This window comes from Micromonospora sp. NBC_01412 (assembly GCF_045040215.1).
In the GTDB taxonomy this organism is placed as follows: domain Bacteria; phylum Actinomycetota; class Actinomycetes; order Mycobacteriales; family Micromonosporaceae; genus Micromonospora; species Micromonospora rubida.
In genome coordinates this window covers 1,675,040-1,690,774 of record NZ_CP109528.1, presented here as the reverse complement: position 1 = coordinate 1,690,774, position 15,735 = coordinate 1,675,040, and the positions used below count along the sequence as shown (strand labels likewise).

17 protein-coding genes are annotated in these 15,735 nt (G+C 73.7%); 14 read left to right on the top strand and 3 right to left on the bottom strand.

Translation table 11 applies throughout. The features are described 5' to 3' along the window. Positions 1–4: 4 nt before the first annotated feature. The 10 genes from OG617_RS07430 (at position 5) to OG617_RS07385 (ending at position 8,206) form a co-directional block, all read left to right on the top strand. Positions 5–1,486, top strand: coding sequence for a 2-hydroxymuconic semialdehyde dehydrogenase (locus tag OG617_RS07430; RefSeq protein ID WP_405103527.1), 1,482 nt, complete (start codon positions 5–7; stop codon positions 1,484–1,486). A gap of 55 nt (positions 1,487–1,541) precedes the next feature. Further along, positions 1,542–2,336, top strand: coding sequence for a 2-keto-4-pentenoate hydratase (locus OG617_RS07425; protein WP_405099881.1), 795 nt, complete (start codon positions 1,542–1,544; stop codon positions 2,334–2,336). Beyond that, a complete protein-coding gene (locus OG617_RS07420) occupies positions 2,333–3,313 on the top strand; it encodes an acetaldehyde dehydrogenase (acetylating) (protein WP_405099879.1) in 981 nt (326 codons plus the stop codon). The genes OG617_RS07425 and OG617_RS07420 overlap by 4 nt, the downstream gene beginning before the upstream one ends. After that, complete coding sequence (gene dmpG / locus OG617_RS07415; RefSeq protein ID WP_396685431.1) at positions 3,310–4,383, top strand: 4-hydroxy-2-oxovalerate aldolase; 1,074 nt, start codon at positions 3,310–3,312, stop codon at positions 4,381–4,383. The genes OG617_RS07420 and dmpG overlap by 4 nt, the downstream gene beginning before the upstream one ends. Beyond that, positions 4,380–5,153 (top strand): 2-keto-4-pentenoate hydratase, encoded by a 774-nt coding sequence (locus tag OG617_RS07410; RefSeq protein WP_405099876.1) that lies wholly within the window; start codon positions 4,380–4,382, stop codon positions 5,151–5,153. The genes dmpG and OG617_RS07410 overlap by 4 nt, the downstream gene beginning before the upstream one ends. A gap of 58 nt (positions 5,154–5,211) precedes the next feature. Beyond that, positions 5,212–5,640 (top strand): RidA family protein, encoded by a 429-nt coding sequence (locus tag OG617_RS07405; protein ID WP_405099874.1) that lies wholly within the window; start codon positions 5,212–5,214, stop codon positions 5,638–5,640. Further along, positions 5,637–6,161 (top strand): 3-hydroxyanthranilate 3,4-dioxygenase, encoded by a 525-nt coding sequence (locus OG617_RS07400; RefSeq protein ID WP_405099872.1) that lies wholly within the window; start codon positions 5,637–5,639, stop codon positions 6,159–6,161. The genes OG617_RS07405 and OG617_RS07400 overlap by 4 nt, the downstream gene beginning before the upstream one ends. After that, positions 6,131–7,186, top strand: coding sequence for an amidohydrolase family protein (locus OG617_RS07395; protein WP_405099870.1), 1,056 nt, complete (start codon positions 6,131–6,133; stop codon positions 7,184–7,186). Before OG617_RS07400 ends, OG617_RS07395 begins: the two co-directional genes overlap by 31 nt. A 341-nt stretch (positions 7,187–7,527) precedes the next feature. Continuing rightward, positions 7,528–7,812 carry a hypothetical protein gene (locus OG617_RS07390; protein ID WP_350886269.1) on the top strand — a complete coding sequence of 95 codons (285 nt, stop codon included), beginning with the start codon at positions 7,528–7,530 and terminating at the stop codon, positions 7,810–7,812. Further along, positions 7,799–8,206 (top strand): DUF5130 family protein, encoded by a 408-nt coding sequence (locus tag OG617_RS07385; protein WP_405099867.1) that lies wholly within the window; start codon positions 7,799–7,801, stop codon positions 8,204–8,206. Before OG617_RS07390 ends, OG617_RS07385 begins: the two co-directional genes overlap by 14 nt. A gap of 130 nt (positions 8,207–8,336) precedes the next feature. On the opposite strand, the gene pepN is transcribed toward OG617_RS07385, so the two are convergent. Continuing rightward, complete coding sequence (gene pepN / locus OG617_RS07380; protein ID WP_405099865.1) at positions 8,337–10,889, bottom strand: aminopeptidase N; 2,553 nt, start codon at positions 10,887–10,889, stop codon at positions 8,337–8,339. A gap of 221 nt (positions 10,890–11,110) precedes the next feature. Here pepN and OG617_RS07375 point away from each other — a divergent pair, with 221 nt between their 5' ends. The 4 genes from OG617_RS07375 to OG617_RS07360 all read left to right on the top strand — a co-directional run bounded on the left by OG617_RS07375 (position 11,111) and on the right by OG617_RS07360 (position 13,993). Then, positions 11,111–11,737, top strand: coding sequence for a DsbA family protein (locus OG617_RS07375; RefSeq protein WP_405099863.1), 627 nt, complete (start codon positions 11,111–11,113; stop codon positions 11,735–11,737). A gap of 142 nt (positions 11,738–11,879) precedes the next feature. Further along, positions 11,880–12,176 carry a hypothetical protein gene (locus OG617_RS07370; RefSeq protein ID WP_405099861.1) on the top strand — a complete coding sequence of 99 codons (297 nt, stop codon included), beginning with the start codon at positions 11,880–11,882 and terminating at the stop codon, positions 12,174–12,176. A gap of 11 nt (positions 12,177–12,187) precedes the next feature. Further along, positions 12,188–13,387, top strand: coding sequence for a DUF1015 family protein (locus OG617_RS07365; RefSeq protein ID WP_405099859.1), 1,200 nt, complete (start codon positions 12,188–12,190; stop codon positions 13,385–13,387). Between the two features lie 138 nt (positions 13,388–13,525). Then, positions 13,526–13,993, top strand: coding sequence for a ribose-5-phosphate isomerase (locus tag OG617_RS07360; RefSeq protein ID WP_405099857.1), 468 nt, complete (start codon positions 13,526–13,528; stop codon positions 13,991–13,993). A 21-nt stretch (positions 13,994–14,014) separates the two neighbouring features. Here the strand turns inward: OG617_RS07360 and OG617_RS07355 are convergent, their stop codons facing one another. Beyond that, positions 14,015–14,335, bottom strand: a complete 321-nt coding sequence (locus OG617_RS07355; RefSeq protein WP_405099855.1) for a hypothetical protein — start codon at positions 14,333–14,335, stop codon at positions 14,015–14,017. 77 nt (positions 14,336–14,412) lie between these two features. Next, on the bottom strand, positions 14,413–15,645 hold the full coding sequence (locus OG617_RS07350) for a GNAT family N-acetyltransferase (protein ID WP_405099853.1): 1,233 nt from the start codon (positions 15,643–15,645) through the stop codon (positions 14,413–14,415). Positions 15,646–15,735 lie beyond the last annotated feature (90 nt).

Sequence of the window (15,735 nt, the reverse complement as noted above, 5' to 3'; positions counted from 1 at the left end):
CCTGATGGCCGGGCGGGCGACCCGGGAGCCGGGGCTGCTGCGCCACTTCGTCGGCGGCGAGTTCGTCGACGCCGGGCAGCGGTTCACCAAGCGCAGCCCGGTGACCGGGGAGCCGGTGTTCGAGGTCGTGGAGGCGGGCCGTTCGACGGTGGACGACGCGGTGGCCGCCGCGCGGGCGGCGTTGCGCGGGCCGTGGGGCCGGATGGGCGAACGGGAGCGCGCCGAGGTGCTGCGCCGGGTCGCCGACGAGTTGGAGCGCCGCTTCGACGACCTGGTCACCGCCGAGGTGGCCGACACGGGCAAGTCCGTCTCGCAGGCCCGGACCCTGGACGTCCCGCGCGGGGCGGCGAACTTCCGGGCGTTCGCGGAGATCGTGGCGACCGCGCCGACGGAGTCGTTCACCACGGTCACCCCGTCCGGTGGGCGGGCGTTGAACTACGCCGTCCGCAAGCCGGTGGGGGTGGTCGCGGTCGTGGTGCCGTGGAACCTGCCGCTGCTGCTGCTGACGTGGAAGGTCGCCCCGGCGCTGGCGTGCGGCAACGCGGTGGTGGTGAAGCCGAGCGAGGAGACGCCGGCGTCGGCGACGGTGCTGGCCGAGGTGATGGCCGCCGCCGGGGTGCCGGACGGGGTGTTCAACCTGGTGCACGGGTTCGGCCCGGGCTCGGCGGGGGAGTTCCTGACCCGGCATCCGGGGGTGGACGCGATCACGTTCACCGGTGAGTCGTCGACCGGCGGGGCGATCATGCGGGCCGCGGCGGACGGGGTGAAGGCGGTCTCGTTCGAGCTGGGTGGGAAGAACGCGGGCCTGGTCTTCGCCGACGCCGACCTGGACGCGGCGGTCGCGGGCTCGGTCCGGTCGAGTTTCACCAACGGCGGCCAGGTGTGCCTGTGCACGGAGCGGATCTACGTGCAGCGGCCGGTCTTCGACGAGTTCGTCGAGCGGTTGGCGAAGGCGGCCGACGGCCTGGCGTACGGGTGGCCGGCGGACGAGGCGACGGTGAACATGCCGTTGATCTCGCAGCAGCACCGCAGGAAGGTGCTCGGCTACCACGACCTGGCCCGCGCCGAGGGCGCGCAGGTGCTCGCCGGGGGCGGCCGGCCCACGTTCGGCGACGCCCGCGACGGTGGCGCGTACGTGCGGCCCACCGTGCTCACCGGGCTCGGCCCGGATGCCCGGACCAACCGGGAGGAGATCTTCGGCCCGGTGGTGCACGTCGCCCCGTTCGACGTCGAGGAGGAGGCGTACGCGCTGGCCAACGGCACCGAGTACGGCCTCGCCGCGACGGTGTGGACCCGCGACGTGGGCCGGGCGCACCGGTCGGGGGCGCGGCTGGACGCCGGGATCGTCTGGGTCAACACGTGGTTCCTGCGGGACCTGCGTACCCCGTTCGGCGGGGTGAAGGCGTCCGGCATCGGTCGGGAGGGCGGCGTGCACTCCCTGGGCTTCTATTCCGAACTGACCAACGTCTGCGTGGACCTCTCTTGACCGGCCCGGCGGGCAGAATGCACGGCGTCGTGAGCGAACGCACCGAGGAGCGGGCATGAGTGTCGACATCGAGGCGGCCAACCGTGAGCTGGCCGAGGCCCGCAGCAGCGGGAAGCCCTGCCCGCCACTGCGGGGCCGGCTGCTGCCGGAGGGGGACGTCGAGTCCGCGTACCGGGTGCAGCAGCTCCAGACGCGGGCCTGGCAGGGGCGGGGCGAGCGCCGGGTGGGCGCGAAGATCGGGCTGACCTCCCGGGCGGCCCAGGAGAGCCTCGGCGTCCACCAGCCGGACTTCGGGCTGCTGACCGACGCGATGGCCGTCGGGGACGGCGTCGAGGTGCCGTTCGGCCGGCTGCTCCAGCCGAAGGTGGAGGCGGAGATCGCCTTCGTGCTCGGCCGGGACCTGACCGACGAGCGGGTCACCGTCGTCGACCTGATCCGCGCGGTCGACCACGTGCTGCCGGCGATCGAGATCGTCGACTCCCGGATCGCCGGCTGGGACATCTCCATCGTGGACACGGTCGCCGACAACGCCTCCAGCGGCATGTTCGTGCTCGGCACCACGCCCCGCCGGCTCGCCGACGTGGACCTGCGGCTGTGCGGGATGGTCCTCGAACACGCGGGGGAGCCGGTCTCGGTCGGCGCCGGGGCGGCCAGCATGGGCAACCCGCTGAACGCCCTGGAGTGGCTCGTCGGCACGCTCGTGCGCGCCGGGGACCCGCTGCGGGCGGGGGACCTGGTGCTCTCCGGGTCGCTCGGCCCGGTGGTGCCGGCGACGCCCGGCGCGGCGTACGAGGCGCGGATCTCCGGGCTCGGCTCGGTCCGTACCAGTTTCGGGAGGGAACCCTCATGAGTACCGGAGTGGCGGTGCTCGGGTCGGGCAACATCGGCACCGACCTGATGATCAAGGTGCTGCGGCGCAGCGGTGGTCCCGACGGGTCGCGACCGCGGGACTCCGCTTCGCCGCGTTCTGCGGGGAGCCTGCGGATGGTGGCGATGGCCGGCATCGACCCGGACTCCGACGGGCTGGCCCGGGCCCGCCGACTCGGCGTGGCCACCACGGCCGAGGGCGTCGACGGGCTCGTCGCGCTGCCCGAGTTCGCGGACGTGGAGTTGGTCTTCGACGCGACGTCGGCCGGCGCGCACCGGCGGCACGACGAGGTGCTCCGCGCCCTCGGCCGGACCGTGATCGACCTGACCCCGGCGGCGATCGGCCCGTACGTGGTGCCGCCGGTCAACCTGGACGAGCACCTGCACGAGCCCAACGTGAACATGGTGACCTGCGGTGGGCAGGCGACCGTGCCGATCGTGGCCGCCGTCGGCCGGGTCACGCCGGTGGCGTACGGGGAGATCGTCGCCTCGATCGCCTCGAAGTCGGCCGGTCCGGGGACCCGGGCGAACATCGACGAGTTCACCGAGACGACCGCGCGGGCGATCGAGGTGGTCGGTGGCGCGGGGCGCGGTAAGGCGATCATCGTGCTGAATCCGGCCGACCCGCCGCTGATGATGCGGGACACCGTCTACTGCCTGTGCCCCGACGCCGACGCGGACCGGGCCGCGATCGCCGGATCGGTGGCCGAGATGGTGGCGACCGTGCAGGAGTACGTTCCCGGGTACCGGCTCAAGCAGGACGTGCAGTTCGACCCGGTCGACGCGTACGTGCCGGCTCTCGGGCGGCACCTCACCGGGTTGCAGGTGTCGGTGTTCCTGGAGGTGTCCGGGGCCGGGCACCACCTGCCCGCGTACGCCGGGAACCTGGACATCATGACGTCGGCCGCGCTGCGCACCGCCGAGCGGCTGGTCGCCCTGCGGAAGGCGGTGACCGCATGACCGACCTGTACGTGCAGGACGTGACGTTGCGCGACGGGATGCACGCCGTCGCCCACCGGTACACCGTCGACCAGGTGCGCGCGATCGCGGCGGCGCTGGACGCGGCCGGGGTGGCGGCGATCGAGGTGGCGCACGGCGACGGGTTGGCCGGGTCCAGCGTCAACTACGGCCACGGCGCGGCCAGCGACGCCGACTGGATCTCCGCCGCGGCCGAGGTGCTGACCACCGCGCGGCTGACCACCCTGCTGCTGCCGGGGATCGGCACCATCGCCGACCTGAGGGCGGCGAGGGCGCTCGGGGTGACCAGCGTCCGGATCGCCACCCACTGCACCGAGGCGGACATCTCCGCCCAGCACATCTCCTGGGCGCGGGAGAACGACATGGACGTGTCCGGCTTCCTGATGATGTCGCACATGACCGACCCGGCCGGGTTGGCCGCGCAGGCCGCGCTCATGGAGTCGTACGGGGCGCACTGCGTCTACGTCACCGACTCGGGTGGCCGGCTGTTGATGTCGGACGTGGCGCAGCGGGTCGACGCGTACCGGCAGGTGCTGTCGGCGGAGACCCAGATCGGTATCCACGCCCACCACAACCTGTCGCTCGGGGTGGCCAACAGCGTGGTCGCCGTCGAGCACGGCCGGGTCGCCGGCGGCGTTCCGGCCGGGCCGGACGCCCCGCACGGGCGCACGGTGCGGGTGGACGCGTCGCTGGCCGGGATGGGCGCGGGGGCCGGCAACGCCCCGTTGGAGGTGTTCGTCGCGGTCGCCGAGCTGCACGGCTGGAAGCACGGCTGTGACGTGTTCGCGCTGATGGACGCCGCCGACGACCTGGTCCGGCCGATGCAGGACAGGCCGGTACGGGTGGACCGGGAGACGTTGTCCCTCGGCTACGCCGGGGTGTACTCCAGCTTCCTGCGGCACGCCGAGCGCGCCTCGGCGAAGTACGGGGTGGATGTGCGGTCGATCCTGGTGGAGCTGGGGCGACGGCGGATGGTCGGTGGTCAGGAGGACATGATCGTGGACGTGGCGTTGGACCTCGCTGGTCGGCGTGGGCAGGAGGAGGTCGCGTGATCGGGGTGGACACCGCCGGCGTCGCCGGCAGGCTGGGGGCGGCGGCCGACACGGCCACCGCGATCCCGCAGCTCGCCGCCGAGATCGGCCTGGACGCCGACGGCGCGTACGCGGTGCAGACCGCGCTGGTGCAGCGCCGGCTGGACCGGGGCGAGCGCCTCGTCGGGCTGAAGATGGGGCTGACCAGCCGGGCGAAGATGGCCCAGGTCGGCGTCGACGAGGTGATCTGGGGGCGGCTCACCGACGTGATGCGGGTCCCCGACGGCGGCACGGTCGACCCGGCCACCTTCATCCACCCCCGGGTCGAACCGGAGGTGGCGTTCCTGCTGGACCGGCTGCCCGAGCCGGGCGAGCCGGTCGGGGCGTTCGCCGACGCGGTGCGCGCGGTCGCCCCGGCGATCGAGCTGATCGACTCCCGGTACGCCAACTTCACCTTCTCCCTGCCCGACGTCATCGCCGACAACGCCTCCGCCGCCGCGTTCACCATCGGAGCCTGGTCGCCGGTGCCGGACGGGCTGGACAACCTCGGCGTGCTCCTCGAGATCGACGGGCGCGTCGCCCAGGTCGGCTCGACCGCCGCGATCCTCGGCGACCCCCGCCGAACCCTGGACGAAGGGCTCTGCCTCGCCGGGCGGCACGGGGTGCGACTGCGGTCGGGCTGGGTCTTCCTGGCCGGGGCCGCCACCGCCGCCGTGCCCCTGCGCCCCGGCGCCCACGTCCGCGCCGTCGTGGAGAAGCTCGGCGCCGTGTCGCTGCGGGCGTCGTCGTGAGCGCGCCGCCCGCCGTGGCGGGGGTCGCGGTCGTCGGGTCGCCGCCGGGTGGCCGGTCGTGAGCGGCGAGGCGCGCGTGGTCGCCGGCAAGGCCGTGCCGCGCGGGGCGTTTCCGCACGTCAAGGTCGCCGGCGGGTTCGTCTTCGTCTCCGGTACGTCGTCCCGGCGGCCGGACAACACCTTCGCGGGCGTGTCGGTGGACGAGTTCGGCACGACCGACCTCGACGTCCGGGTGCAGACCCGGGCGGTGATCGGGAACGTCCGGGACGTGCTGCGTTCGGTCGGCGCGGACCTGCCCGATCTCGTGCAGGTGACGTCGTACCTGGTCAACATGAACGACTTCGGTGGCTACAACGAGGTGTGGGCGGAGTTCTTCGACGCCACGGGGCCGACCCGGACGACCGTGGCCGTGCACCAGCTTCCGCACCCGCACCTGCTCATCGAGATGCAAGCCGTGGCACTTCTTCCGTCGGGAGGTCAGTCGTGAGTGAGATCGCCGAGCCGTTCAGCTTCCCCGGGTGGGTCGCCGAGAACCAGCACCTGCTGAAGCCGCCGGTGGGCAACCGGGAGATGTTCCCCGGCGGGGACGACTTCATCGTGATGGTGGTGGGCGGGCCGAACCAGCGCACCGACTTCCACGTCGACCCGTACGAGGAGTTCTTCTACCAGGTCAAGGGCAACATGCACGTCAACCTGATGACCCCGCAGGGGCCGCGTACGGTGCACGTGCGTGAGGGCCAGATGTGGATGCTGCCGCGCGACACCCCGCACTCGCCGCAGCGCCCCGAGGTCGGCTCGATCGGCGTGGTGGTCGAGCGGGTCCGCGAGGAGGGCACGCTGGAGAAGTTCCAGTGGTACTGCCCGGAATGCGGGCACAAGGTGCACGAGGTGGAGTTGCAGGTCCGCGACATCGCCGCCGACCTGCCCCCGGTGTTCGGCGCGTTCTACGCCGACGAGGCCGCCCGCACCTGCGGCGAATGCGGCGTGCTGCACCCGGGCAAGGGCTGATGGGGGCGCCCGCCGGGCGGCCCGGCGTGGTCGACGTGCACACGCACGTCGTACCGAAGGGGTGGCCGGACCTCGGCGCGGCGTGCGGCGGGTCCGGCTGGCCCTGGCTGCGGGTCGACTCCGAGCGGGCCGCCATGATCATGGTGGGGGAGACGGAGTTCCGGCCGGTCGGCGCGGAGTGCTGGGACGCGCCGACCCGGCTGGCCGACATGGCCGCCGACGGGATTGACGTTCAGGTGGTGTCCCCGACCCCGGTCTTCTTCAGCTACGACCGTCCCGCCGACCAGGCGGTGAAGGTGGCCCGGATCTTCAACGACCTCACCCTGGAGGTCACCGCGGCCGGCGGCGACCGGCTGGTGCCGTTCTGCCAGGTGCCGTTGCAGGACCCGGACGCGGCCTGCGCCGAACTGGACCGCTGCCTCGCGGCCGGGCACGTCGGGGTGGAGATCGGCAACCACGTCGGCGACCGGGACCTCGACGACGAGGGGGTGGTCACCTTCCTCCAGCACTGTGCCGAGGTCGGCGCGCCGGTGTTCGTGCACCCGTGGGACATGCCGGGCGGGCCCCGGCTGGACCGGTGGATGGCCCGCTGGCTGACCGGGATGCCCGCCGAGACGCACCTGTCGGTGCTGGCGCTGATCCTCGGCGGCGTGTTCGACCGGGTGCCGGAGTCGCTGCGGCTCTGCTTCGCGCACGGCGGCGGGAGCTTCCCGTTCTGGCTGGGCCGCGCCGACAACGCCTGGCACCGCCGGGGCGATCTGGTCCGGGGCGCGTCCGCCGCGCCGCCCAGCGCGTACGTCGACCGGTTCTGCGTGGACTCGGTGGTGTTCGAACCGGCGGCGCTGCGGCTGCTGGTGGACACCATGGGCGAGGATCGGGTGCTGGTCGGCAGCGACTACCCGTACCCGCTGGGGGAGCGCCCGGCCGGGCGGGTGGTCCGCACGGCCGACTTCCTCACCGCCGCCCAGCGCGACAAGCTGCTCTCCGCCAACGCCCTGCGCTTCCTCGGCAGGTCGCACATATAAATCGTCGTGCACTACGACCGCGACTTCGATCTGATCTGGGACGTGGGCGGCCCGCGATGCGAATGGGTCGCGCCGGCCGGCACCCTGAGCTGACCGCAGCCCGCAGCCCGTCGTGTCTGCCGTGTCTGCCGTGTCAGCCGTGCGGCCGGTGGCCGGAGCGGGCAGGATGGGCGGGGTGCGGTGGCGGGTGGGATCGCCACCCCGCAGTCTGGCGGGCCGTCGACTCCGCTAACGTGAACAGGAGCGGAGTCGGGCGGTCGGTGTCCATGATCGTCCACCCGACCCGGATTCCTGGTCTCTCTTTCCGCCTGGGGGCGTTGGGATTGTCTGTTACCGAGACGTTGCTGATCTTCGTCGGCATCCCGGCGGCCGTGGTGCTGGTGATCGCCGCGCTGGCATTCGCCGGCGGCCCGGGCAAGGGCGCCGCCGCCAAGCGCTACCGGCCGGGCCGGCCCTTCGACTTCACTCCGGTCTGGTTCCTGGGCCGCCCGGAGCAGCTGGCCGACTCGGCCGGCACCGTGCTGGCCGCGGGTGCGCAGGCACCGGCGCTGACCAGCCACAAGCTTGAGAAGGCCGGCATCGAGGCGCCGGCCGGGGGAACCGGAGGCGCAAGTGACCGTTGGTGAGATCCAGGCCGGCACGGAAACACCGCCCGAGGTGCTCGACGGGCCGTTCTCGACCCGTCAGCTGCTGCACATCGACGAGGCGCTCCGCCTGGCCGACCAGGGGACCGGGCTGGTCTTCTCGGTCTACGTCGGCGGCCTCGACGAGCCGATCCGCGAGCATGCCCAGCGGCTGCACCGGCAGCTCGCCGATCCCGACCGGTCGATCCTGATCGCGGTGTCGCCGAACCAGCGCAAGCTGGAGGTCGTCACCGGCCGGCACGCCCGCAAGCGCATCCCCGACACGTACGCCAAGCTGGCCGCGCTCTCCATGGTGGCGGCCTTCGGCGGCGGCGACCTGGCCGGCGGCATCATCAACGGCCTCGACCAGCTCGCCAGCCACGCCGGCAAGGGCTGAGACGCAGCCAGGGGCTGGCGCCACTCGCACGTCGGCTGTGCCGTCACGTCCACCTTCGTCTGCACGATAAACGGCCCGGGGCCGGCGGGGCTGTTCGCCCACGCCGGCCCCGGGCCGTTTAACACTCGCCTCAGGCGCTGCGGGCGTCCCTGGCGCGGGCCCTCAGCGCGCGGACGACGGCGTCGCGGCCCTCGGCGACCAACCGGCGCAGCGACGCCGGCTGGTCGCCGGCGGTGGCCAGCCACGCGTCGGTGGCCGCGACGGTCTCCTCGGAGACCTGCTGGTCCGGGTACGCCAGCTGGACGAACTCCTGCGCCGGCTCGCTGTCCCGTTGCGCCCAGACCTGGTCCACCACGGCGAAGTACTTCTCCCGGTACGGGGCGACCAGCTCCGTCTGCACGGACGGGGCGAAGCCCTGCAACAGCGCCCGGTTGCGCCAGTTCGGCAGCGCGTCGGGGCCGGTGAGCTGGGCCCAGACGGCGGCCTTGTTCTGCTCCGTCGGCACCAGCGCGTGCGCGTGCGCGGCCTCCCGCTCGCCGCTGGCGGTGCGGTCGCCGGCCAGCTCGGCCTCGATCTCCTCGGTGCCGGCGGCCCCGTTGGCCACCAGCTGCTGGAGGACCGTCCAGCGCAGCTCGGTGTCGACGGCCAGCCCGGCCGGCACGTCGTTGCCGGCCAGCCAGCCCCGCAGCGTCGCCAGGCCCTCGTCGGAGCGGGTCGCCGAGGTGACGGCGCGGGCCCAGGCGAGCTGGAATCCGCTGCCCGGCTCGGCGGCGGCCAGCGCGGCCTTCGCCGTCCGGTGCAGCTCGGCCCAGCCGGTCGGCGTCCAGGCCGGGTCGGCGTAGTAGACCAGCGCGGTGGTCGCCTGCCGGAGGGTGGCGGTGACCAGGTTGATGTCGGTCTCCGCAGGCAGCCCGGCCAGCACCAGCGCCACGTAGTCGCGGGCCGACAGCTCGGCGTCGCGGACCATGTCCCACGCGGCCATCCAGCACAGGGCGCGCGACAGCGACGACTCGAAGCCGGCGATGTGCTGCACCACCGTGGCCATCGACCGCTCGTCCAGCCGCAGCTTCGCGTACGTCAGGTCGTCGTCGTTGAGCAGCAGCACGTCCGCCGCTCGCACGCCGTGCAGGTCGGTCAGCTCGGTCCGCTCGCCGGTCACGTCGACCTCGATCCGGTCCCGGCGGACCAGCCGGCCGTCGGTCAGGTCGTACAGGCCCACGCCGATGCGGTGGGTGCGTAGCGTCGGGTACCCGGCCGGCGCCTCCTGCCGTACCACCACCCGCTGGTAGCCGCCGTCGGCGTCGATCGTCACCTCGGGACGCAGGGTGTTGACCTGGGCGGTCTCCAGCCACTGCGCGGCGAACTTGCGCAGCTCCCGGCCGGAGGCCGCCTCAAGCTCCGACAGCAGGTCGTCGAAGGTGGCGTTGCCCCAGGCGTGCTTGCCGAAGTACGCCCGCAGCCCGGCCAGGAACGGCTCCTCGCCGACGTACGCGACGAGCTGCTTGAGCACGCTCGCGCCCTTGGCGTACGTGATGCCGTCGAAGTTGACCTCGACCGCCTCCAGGTCCGGCATCTCGCAGTAGACCGGGTGGGTGGAGGAGAGCTGGTCCTGCCGGTAGCCCCAGTTCTTCCGGATGGACAGGAAGGTCGTCCAGGCGTCGGTGAACCGGGTGGCGTTGGCGTTGCACCAGTGGCTGGCCCACTCGGCGAACGACTCGTTCAGCCACAGGTCGTTCCACCAGCGCATGGTGACCAGGTCGCCGAACCACATGTGGGCCAGCTCGTGCAGGATCGTGTTGGCCCGCTGCTCGTACTCGAAGTCGGTGACCTGGGAGCGGAAGAGGTAGTGCCCCTCGGCGTGCGTGACGCAGCCGAAGTTCTCCATCGCCCCGGCGTTGAAGTCCGGCACCCAGAGCTGGTCGTACTTCGGCAGCGGGTAGCGCACGCCGAACTGCTGGTGGAAGAAGTCGAAGCCCTGCTTGGTGACGAGGAACAGGTCGTCCGAGTCGAGGTACTGCGCCATCGAGGCCCGGCAGTAGACCCCCAGGTCGATGCCGTCGTGGCTGTCCCGCACCTCGTGGTACGGGCCGGCACAGAGCGCCGTGATGTAGGTGCTCATCCGGGCCGACGGGACGAAGTGGACGGTCTTGAGGCTCTCGCCGGCCGGCGCCTCGCGCTCGACCGGCATGTTGGACACCACCCGCCAGTGCTCCGGAACGGTGGCGTGCCAGGTGTAGACGCTCTTCAGGTCGGGCTGGTCGAAACAGGTGAAGACCTTTTGGGCGTCCGCCGTCTCGAACTGGCTGTAGAGGTAGGTCTCCCCGTCGACCGGGTCGACCGTGCGGTGCAGCCCCTGCCCGCTGTTCGAGTACGCGAAGTCGGCGTCGACCACGAGGGTGTTCTCCTCGGCCAGCCCGGTCAGCGTCAGACCGCTGTCCGCCGACCAGCCGGAGAGGTCGACCGAAACGCCGTTGAGCGTCGCCGAGCGCACCGACTCGGCGGCCGCCTCGATGAAGGTGGACGTGCCCGGTTCGGCGCAGCGGAACCGGACCTCGGTCACCGACCGGAAGGTCCGGGCGTCGGCGGCCTGGACGGCGGTCGACAGGTCCAGACTGATGTCGTACCCGGTGACCTCGAGCAGGCGGGCCCGCTCGGTGGCCTCGACCTGGGTCAGGTTGCGCACTCCCGGCACTGTTCGTCTCCATCCCGCTCTCGCCGTGCGCCGTTGCGGCGCCAGCCCACCGTCCGCTCGTGACGGTCGGTGGATCCGAGTCTTCCATGGCGGGACATCTCTCGGTGGCCGAGGCCACGCTCTCATTCCGGCGCCGGTCGATGCCGAGTAGGGTGAGGAACGGGGGACGAGGCGCCGACCCCCGGCGCTCCCGTCGCGAAGGGAACCGCACAGTGACCGACCGTTCCGCCGTTGACATGTGGTTCGACCCGCTCTGCCCGTGGGCGTGGATCACCTCCCGCTGGGTGCTGGAGGTGGAGCAGGTCCGCGACGTGGATGTCCGCTTCCATGTGATGAGCCTCGCGGTGCTCAACGAGGGGCGTGAGCTGCCCGAGCGGCACCAGGAACTGATGCGGACCGCCTGGGGTCCCGTGCGGGTCTGCGTAGCGGCCGGGCAGAAGCACGGCCAGGACGCCGTCCGCGCGCTGTACACCGCGCTGGGCACCCGGATCCACCTCGGCAAGGAGGAGGACCGGGGCCCGAAGCTGTTCGCGGCGGCGCTCGCCGACGCCGGGCTGGACCCGGCGCTGGCCGACGCCGCCGACAGCACCGCGTACGACGAGGCCCTGCGGGCCAGCCACGAGGCCGGCATGCGGCCGGTCGGCACCGACGTGGGCACCCCGGTCATCCACGCCCCGGGCCCGGACGGCACACCGGTGGCCTTCTTCGGCCCCGTGGTCACCCCGAGCCCGAAGGGGGAGGCCGCCGGCCGGCTCTGGGACGGTGTGCTGCTGGTCGCCGGCACGCCGGGCTTCTTCGAACTGAAGCGCTCCCGCCAGGCCCACCCCAGCTTCGACTGAGGCTGGGGAAGAGCCCCACGGCACGCCTCCGCCGGGCGGGCGGCGCGCCGTGGGGGCGTCACCGGGCGGCGCGGGGGTCGTTCCACCGGATGTCCCGCCAACGGCCCGCAGGGCCGTGCCCGGCAGCTCGTGGAGGCATCCGATGGGTAAGCACCGCCGTACGTTTGACGACGCGCCGTCGCAGGCGGCGACCGGGGACCCCGGTGCGACGTACTGGTCCGTGGCGGACGCCGGCTGGCCGGCGGTCCGGCCGTCGCTGCCAGCCGAGATGGTCGACCTGCTGGCCCCGCCGATCGTGGTCGGCGTCGCCCGGGTGGCGGCCACCTCCCGGCTGACCCCGCCCGCCGGCGTGCCGGGCCGGCCCGGCACGCCGGCCACCTCCTTTCAACTGGTGGACGGGGTGCGGGGCCCGCTGCGGGGCGTAACCGGCCGGCGGTAGCGTCAGCGGACATGACGGTCGTGCATCCGATCGCCCGGGCCTGGATCACCACCGGCGGCACCGGCGCGCAGAACTACGACGAGTTCGCCGACGACGCGGAGATCACCGCGATCATCGAATCGAACCCGCACAGTGCCCTCGGCATCGAGATGCCGCACCGGGCCCCGGAGACCCTGGGGAGGTCCTTCCTCGACGCGCTTCCCGACGCGGTGGCCCGCCTCGCCGAGGCCAAGGCCGACGGCAGCTACACCCCGGCCGAGCAGGTGGTGGTCCTCTACCGGATCAGCGCGCCGGGGGAGGAGACCGCGTACGGGCTGTTCGCCATGGTCGACACCGACCAGATCTCCACCAGCGCCGACGAGCCGGGCCTGGTCATCCGCAACGAGGACGTCTTCATCGCGAAGGTCCGCGAGCGGGTCGCCCTCGCCGAGGCGCTCGGGCACCTGCTCTCGCCCGTACTGCTGCTCCAGACCGGCCGGGGCGACGAGCTGCACGCCGCGCTCGCGGCAGCGACCGAGTCGGCCGGGGCGCCCGCCGCGACCGACACCGACCAGTCCGGGCGGACGCACGCCGTGTGGCTGCTCGGTCCCGGCCCCGAGCAGGACGCGCTGGCCGCCCTGGCCGGCGGCGGCGAGCTGGTGGTCGCCGACGGCAACCACCGCAGCCTCGCCGCCCAGACCGGCGGCCTGCCCCGCTTCCTGGCCGTGGTGACCACCCCCGCGTCGGTCGCGATCCAGCCGTACAACCGGCTGGTCAGCGAGCTGACCGTCACCCCGGCGGAGCTGGTCGACCGGCTCCGCGCCGCGGGCGCCGAGGTCACCGGGATCGACGGTCCGGTCGAGGTCCCGACGGCCGGCGGCACCGTCGCGCTCCGGCTGGCCGACCAGGGGTACGCGGTGCGCCTGCCGCACGTCGACGGCGGCCGGCTGGAGAACCTCGACCACGCGCTGGTGGAGCGGGTGCTGATGCGCGACGCGCTGGGCCTCGACCCGGGCGACAAGCGGATCACCTACGTCGGCGGGGACTATCCGGCGAGCTGGCTGACCGGCGAGGTCGAGGCGGGCCGGGCCGAGCTGGCGGTGCTGATCGCCCCGGTGACCGTGGACGACTTCGTCGCGGTCAACCTGGCCCGGGAGAAGATGCCGCGCAAGAGCACCTGGTTCACCCCGAAGGCCCGCGGCGGCCTGGTGGTGGCCGAACTGTCCCGCTGAGCCCGCTGAGCCCGCTGAGCCCGCTGAGCCCGCGACACGCCGGCCGGCGACCCGCGTGACCAGCCCTTCTGTGACGAAGCCGGCTCCGCGCCGCCGCCCGTGCGGCGGCGCGGACGACGGCCTGACAGACTGCGCGGTATGCGCGTCTATCTGGGATCCGACCACGCCGGTTTCGAGCTGAAGGTGCACCTGGCCGGCCACCTCGCCAAGCAGGGGTACGAGCTGGTCGACGTCGGCCCGCACGTCTTCGACCCGGACGACGACTACCCGGCGTTCTGCCTGCACACCGGCACCCGGGTAGTCGCCGACCCCGGCAGCCTCGGCGTGGTCATCGGCGGCTCGGGCAACGGCGAGCAGATCGCCGCCAACAAGGTCGCGGGCGTCCGGGCGGCGCTGGCCTGGAACATCGACACCGCCCAGCTCGGCCGGGAGCACAACGACGCCAACGTGGTGGCCGTCGGCGCCCGCCAGCACACCCTGGACGAGGCCACCGCCATCGTCGAGGCGTTCCTCACCACCTCGTTCTCCGGCAACCCCCGGCACGCCCGCCGGATCGACCAGGTCGCCGCGTACGAGCAGAGCCGGGAACTGCCCGAGCTGCCCTGACCCGTCGGCGCCCCGGTCGGGTCAGCGACCGGGGCGGGGCAGGTCCTCGCGGGGCACCCAGTTGCGCCGGACGACGACCACCCGGGCCTCCGCCTCGGCCAGGTCCGCCTCGGTCGGGCGGGCCGCGTCCCGGGCCCGCAGCGCCGCCAGGGGCCCCACCTGGGAGGCGCCGGGCCCGACCAGGCTTCGCAGGCCCCGCTCGCCGTCGCGCTCCTCACCGGCCGGGCCGCCCCGGCGGCGGGGCGGCTCGCCCACGTCCTGCACCCCGGCCGTGGGCGCCGTGGGGGCCTCGGCGTCGGAGTGGTGCCTCAGCCGCCGTCTCCGTCGATCCACGTCACCCATCAGCCGACCGTACCGCCCGCGCCGCCGCCGCGCCCGCCCCACGTGGGGGCCGGCCGGCGGGGCGGGGGCGGGGGCGGTCAGAAGATGCCCATCCCCGCCGGGGCCCGGTGCCAGGCGAACGCGGGCCCGGCGGCGGCCAGCGCGCCGGGGCGCCGCTCGTGGACCCGCCCGGCGTCGGCCAGCGTCGTCAGCCCGGCCCCGCCCAGGTACAGCTCGCCGAGCGCCCGCACGTCGCACGCGAGGTCGGCCGGCCGGTCGGTGGGCCCGCACCGGGCGTCGTCCGGCCCGCCGGTCAGCCGCCAGCGCCCCGAGTTCTCCGGCAGCAACTCGTCGGTGACCTCGACGACGACGTCCACCTTGGCGGCGTACCGGCGGGCGGCCAGCGCGGCCGGCACGTCCACCACCCGCACCCAGAGCGCGTCGGAGAGCCGGGCCACCAGGCGGCGCGGCTCGTCGACCAGGCGCAGCAGCGGGTCGTCCACCGGCCCCCGGTAGGAGAGCCGGCGGGTCAGGTCGAGCGAGAGCAGCAGCCGCCACAGCGCCAGCCGGGCCGCCGGGTCCGTGGCCACCATCTCTTCGACGATCGTCACGCCGCGCGGGCCGGCCGCGTCGGAGTCCCGGCGCGAGCGCCACAGCGCGTACCCGTCGACCTCACCGCCCGGGCCCTCGTGCAGCATCACCCGGCGCTCTGTCGCGCCCGAGCGCTCGTCGGCCGGGTCGGCAAGCACGTACCGCCACCACCGGTCGTCCCGGTCGGACCAGCCGGGACGGTCGGCGCGCAGCCGGTCGTACAGCCGGGCCAGGTCGGCCTGCCGTGCCACCGGCCGGTCCAGGCGTAGCCGGCCCTCGGCGGCGGCCGGGGCGGGCAGCCGCAGTTCGGTGGTGGCGCACTCGACGGAGAGTTCCTGGGCGGCGAGGCCGTAGCCGAACCGGGGGTAGATCCGGCCCTCGCTGGCCCAGAGCACGGCCACCGGCTCCCGGCCGGCGTCCCGGATGTCGCGCAACTGCCGGCGCACGAGCCGGGTGAGCAGGCCGCGACGGCGGTGGGTCGGCAGCACCCCGACCATGGTCACGTGGGCCGCCGGCAGCGTGGCGCCCGGGACGGTCAGTTCCCGGGTGAACGCCGAGACGTGCGCCACGAGATCCGCGCCGTCCCGGATGAGTAGGCTCCGGTGCGGCTCCCAGATGCCCCGTTCGGCCTCGCGGGTCTCCTCGCCGAGGCTGGTGTGAAACGTGATCTCGATCATCCGGGCCAGGTCGTCGAAGTCGTCGGGCCGGCCGACCCGGATCTGCGGTGAAGGGTTCGTCATCGCCCGTGTCTACCCGACGCCACACGGGGCGGACGACCGATTTGCCGGCTCGTTACCCTCGAAGGTGGGGCCGGTCGGTGCCGGCACCGA

Coding starts and splice junctions, on each gene's coding strand:
- OG617_RS07370 (WP_405099861.1), top strand. CDS start 11,880: ATGGGTAAGCACCGCCGTACGTTTGACGACGCGCCGTCGCAGGCGGCG.
- OG617_RS07425 (WP_405099881.1), top strand. CDS start 1,542: ATGAGTGTCGACATCGAGGCGGCCAACCGTGAGCTGGCCGAGGCCCGC.
- OG617_RS07430 (WP_405103527.1), top strand. CDS start 5: ATGGCCGGGCGGGCGACCCGGGAGCCGGGGCTGCTGCGCCACTTCGTC.
- OG617_RS07360 (WP_405099857.1), top strand. CDS start 13,526: ATGCGCGTCTATCTGGGATCCGACCACGCCGGTTTCGAGCTGAAGGTG.
- dmpG (WP_396685431.1), top strand. CDS start 3,310: ATGACCGACCTGTACGTGCAGGACGTGACGTTGCGCGACGGGATGCAC.
- OG617_RS07420 (WP_405099879.1), top strand. CDS start 2,333: ATGAGTACCGGAGTGGCGGTGCTCGGGTCGGGCAACATCGGCACCGAC.
- OG617_RS07365 (WP_405099859.1), top strand. CDS start 12,188: ATGACGGTCGTGCATCCGATCGCCCGGGCCTGGATCACCACCGGCGGC.
- OG617_RS07350 (WP_405099853.1), bottom strand. CDS start 15,645: ATGACGAACCCTTCACCGCAGATCCGGGTCGGCCGGCCCGACGACTTC.
- OG617_RS07395 (WP_405099870.1), top strand. CDS start 6,131: ATGCGGCGTGCTGCACCCGGGCAAGGGCTGATGGGGGCGCCCGCCGGG.
- OG617_RS07355 (WP_405099855.1), bottom strand. CDS start 14,335: ATGGGTGACGTGGATCGACGGAGACGGCGGCTGAGGCACCACTCCGAC.